2 protein-coding genes are annotated in these 4,543 nt (G+C 71.3%); both read left to right on the top strand.

The window, feature by feature from the left end:
* Positions 1-4,151 (top strand): SDR family NAD(P)-dependent oxidoreductase (locus tag ACZ6ZT_RS34980; RefSeq protein WP_469724480.1); only part of this gene is annotated, 4,151 nt, incomplete at its 5' end.
* A 52-nt stretch (positions 4,152-4,203) separates the two neighbouring features.
* On the top strand, positions 4,204-4,543 hold a 340-nt coding region (locus tag ACZ6ZT_RS34975; RefSeq protein WP_469724479.1), incomplete at its 3' end, for a beta-ketoacyl synthase N-terminal-like domain-containing protein.

The raw sequence follows: 4,543 nt of genomic DNA, 5'->3' as shown, positions 1-4,543 counted from the left end.
CGTTCGTCCAGGGTGTCGGTGTCACCTGGCCGGCACTCTTCGACGGCACCGGCGCGCGTCTCGTCGACCTGCCCACCTACCCCTTCCAACGCCAGCACTACTGGTACAACGACCCTGCTCGCCGCAAGGGAGACGTGTCCTCCTTCGGCATGGCGGAGGCCGGTCACCCGTTGCTCGACGCCGGTACGGAACTCCCGGAAGGAGGCGAGCACCTCTACACCGCCCGGCTCACCGCTGACTCGCATCCCTGGCTGCTGGAACACACCCTGCTGGGTACGCCGTTGCTGCCAGGTGCGGCCTTCGTCGACCTCGTCCTGTGGGCCGGCGGAGAGCTGGGCTGTGAGCTGGTCGAAGAGCTGACGCTGACCTCGCCGCTGCTGTTGTCCGACAGCGCTGCCGTCCAACTGCGGCTGGTCGTGGGTGCGGCGGACGCCGAGGGGCGTCGTACGATCACCATCCACTCGTGCCCGGACGCGCACCCGGCCACCACGCGCACACCTGCGGCATCGCACGAGACGGACTCGGAGGCGGAGCCCCGCAGGGACGCGGTGGACTGGACGAAGCACGCCCAGGCGACCGTCGCCCCCGCCCCTGCCACCCCGGCTTCCGGTGTGGGCGCGGACGGGAACCTCGGTCTCCCCGCGGCGGAATGGAGCATGGCCTCGACGGAGTCGGACACCTTCCTGGCCGAGGACTTCTACGCGTCCTTCGCCGCTCGTGGTTACGGCTACGGCCCGCTGTTCCAGGGCGTACGGTCAGGCCGCCAGGACGGGAACGACGTCTACGCCGAAGTCGCGCTGGACCAGGGTGCCTTGGCGCCCGGCGAGCGATTCGGCCTGCACCCCGCGCTGCTCGACGCGGCGTTCCAGACGATGCGTCTGGGATCGTTCTTCCCCGACGACGGACAGGCGCGCGTGCCGTACACCTTCCGTGGGATACGCCTGTACGCCCCTGGGGCCGAGCGCCTGCGGGTCCGTGTCTCGCCGGTCGGGGACGATGCCGTACGCGTGGAGTGCGCCGACGAGCAGGGGCGGCTCGTCTGCGAGATCGACGCCCTCGTCGTGAGCCCGGTCTCCCCGGACCAGTTGCGGCCTGCCGGACAGGACGCGACCCAGGGCATGCTGCACCGGCTCGAGTGGCCCGTACTGCCCTCGCCGGCCGGCAGCACCACGGCCACGACCACCTTCCGCTGGATCGTGGTCGGAGACGAGGACGACGGCCTCGCGCTCGCGGAAGGGCTGTCCGGCGCCGGCATGCGGACCGAGCGTCACCGGAACCTGGCCGACGCGCTGACGGCCATGCGGACCCCGGCGGACACGGCAGGGTCCCCTGCTGCCACCGACACGACCTCCCTCGTAGCCGTCCCCGTCGCGCAGTCGCCCACCATGGATGCCGTCGCGGTGCGTCACGCCGTCCACCAGGCCCTGGAGCTGGTACAGGGCTGGCTGTCCGCCGACGAAGCGGCAGGAGAGGGCGGGGGTGCGGAAGCGGACGGGTGCTTGGTGCTGATCACGAGCGGCGCGGTGTCCACGGGCGACGCGGACCCGTTGCGGGACCCGGTGGCTTCGGCCGTCTGGGGTCTGTTCAGGTCTGCGCAGTCGGAGCAGCCGGACCGCTTCGTACTCGTGGACGTCGACGAGGGTGCCGTGGACGGGGCGGCCCTGTCAGCCGCGATCGCGTCCGGCGAACCGCAACTCGCGCTGCGCGACGGGAACGTGCACGTGCCCAGGCTGGCGACCCTGTCCGCGCGGGATTCGCAGATGCTGCTGCCGCCCGCCGGCACTCGGGCCTGGCATCTGGTCGGCGCCAGTACCGGAACCCTTTCGGACCTCGCGCTTGTGCCGGCGCAGGCCGACACCGTTCCGCTCGCACCGGGGCAGGTGCGGATCGCGGTGCGGGCGGCCGGCCTCAACTTCCGGGACACGCTCATCGCGCTCGACATGTATCCGGGGGAGGGCGTGATGGGCGCCGAGGGCGCCGGAGTGATCACCGAGGTCGGCCCGGACGTGGCGGGCCTCGCCGTCGGGGACCGGGTACTGGGCATGTGGACCGACGGGTTCGGGCCGTACGCCGTGGCCGACCACCGCATGGTGGCCCCGATGCCGCGCGACTGGTCCTACACGGAGGCTGCCTCGGTACCCGCCGTCTTCCTCAGTGCCTACTACGGACTCAAGCACCTGGCCGGTCTGCGTGCCGGCCAGTCGGTGCTGGTGCACGCGGCCGCGGGTGGCGTGGGCATGGCTGCCGTCCAACTGGCCCGGTATTTCGGGGCCGAGGTCTTCGGCACGGCCAGCCCGGCCAAGTGGGACGTACTGCGGGCGCAGGGCCTGGACGACCGGCACATCGCCAGTTCCCGGACGCTGGACTTCGCAGCCCGGTTCCTCGACGCGACCGGCGGGCGCGGTGTGGACGTCGTCCTGAACTCGCTCGCGGGCGACTTCGTCGACGCCTCCTTGCGACTGCTGCCGCGCGGAGGGAAGTTCGTGGAACTGGGCAAGGCGGACGTACGCGATGCCGCGCAGGTGGCCGCCGACCGTCCGGGAACCGGCTACCAGGCCTTCGAGCTGATGGAGGCCGGACCGGAGCTGATCGGCCGCATGCTCACCGAACTGCTGGAACTGTTCGAGTCCGGGGCGTTGTGCCTGTTGCCCGTCACACCGTACGACGTCCGGCGGGCACCCGATGCCTTCCGTACGCTCAGCCAGGCCGGACACGTGGGCAAGCTCGTACTGACGATGCCGCCGGCCTTCGATCCGCACGGCACGGTACTGATCACCGGCGGCACCGGAAACCTGGGCGGAACGCTCGCCCGGCACCTCGTGACCGAACACGGAGTGCGCCACCTGCTCCTGGCCGGGCGGCGGGGAGCCGAGGCCGAGGGCGCCGCTGAACTCGTGCGGGAACTGAACGACCTGGGCGCCTCCGTGACCGTCGCCGCCTGCGATGTCGCTGACCGTGCGGCGCTCCGGAACCTCCTCGGCAGCGTACCGCCGGAACATCGGCTCACCGGCGTCGTCCACGCGGCGGGCGTACTCGACGACGGCGTCGTCACCTCATTGACCCCGGACAGGATCGACGGCGTCCTGCGACCCAAGGTGGATGCCGCACTCAACCTCCACGAAGCGGCCCTCGATCCCGAGCTCGGCCTCGACCTGTCGGTGTTCGTCCTGTTCTCCTCCGTCGCGGCCCTGCTCGGCGGTGCGGGCCAGGGCAGCTACGCCGCCGCCAACGGCTTCCTGGACGGACTCGCCCAGTACCGGCGTGGCCGCTCACAGCCCGCGCTCTCGCTCGGCTGGGGTCTGGCCGGGAACGGACGGATGACGTCCCACCTGGACGCTCAAGCCCTGCTCCGGCGCATGGCCAGGGGTGGTGTCCTGCCGCTGTCCCCAGCGGAGAGCATGGCACTGTTCGACGCGGCCCAGGGCTTCGACGACGCGCTCCAGGTGCCGGTGCGCTTCCACACCGCCGCTCTGAACACCGGTGGGAACGTCCCGCCGATCTTCCGCGCGCTGGTCCAGGGCGGGGCGGGGAATGCCGCGGTCCGCCGCGGGAACGCCGGGCCGTCGTCCTCGGGTGCTCCCGTCGGAGGCGACCCGGCGAACCTCGCCGACCGGCTGTCCGGACTGACCGAGGACGAACAGCGGGCGCTGCTCCTCGACACCGTACGCACGCACGCGGCCCTCGTCCTCGGCCACACCGGCGCGGACGGCATTCAGGCCGACCGGGCGTTCAAGGACCTGGGCTTCGATTCGCTGACGGCGGTCGAGATGCGCAACCGGCTCGCCGCCGCCACGGGGCTGCACCTCGCCGCGACGCTGGTCTTCGACCACCCCGCTCCGGCGGACCTCGCCGAGCACCTCCGCTCGCGGCTGGTTCCCGAGGAGTCGAACGTACCGCCGCTCCTCGCCGAGCTCGACCGACTCGAAGCAGCGTTCAAGGAGCTGACCGCCGCCGACCTCGGCTCGGTCGCCCCCGACGACATCGCCCGCGACGAGATCGCCGTACGTCTCGCCGCCCTCGGTTCTCTGTGGGACGGACTCCACGGCAGTGGCAGGGCGCAGAAGCAGGGCCACTCGATCGTCGAAGACATCGACTCCGCCGACGACGACGAGATCTTCGCCTTCCTCGACGAGAGCTTCGGCGACTCCTGACCGCAGGCACCACCCACCGCACGGACACGACTCAGCTGACTGGTGATGAGAGATGGCGACCGAACACGAGCAGAGGCTCCGCGACTACCTCAAGCGGGCCACCACGGAACTCCACAAGGCCACGGAACGGCTGAAGGACCTGGAACACCGCGCTCACGAGCAGATTGCGATCGTGGGGATGGGGTGCCGGTTCCCGGGCGGCGCGTCTTCGCCGGAGGAGTTGTGGGATCTGGTGGCGTCGGAGGAGGACGCTGTCTCTCCCTTCCCGGTGGACCGGGGCTGGGACGTGGCGGGCCTGTACGACCCGGATCCGGACGCGGCGGGGCGCGCCTACGTCCGTGAGGGTGGGTTCCTCCATGGGGCGGGGGAGTTCGACGCGGGGTTCTTCGGTA

This window comes from Streptomyces sp. NPDC102258 (assembly GCF_055584685.1).
Note: the sequence above shows the minus strand (reverse complement) of the source record. Positions and strands in the feature narration are given on the sequence as shown.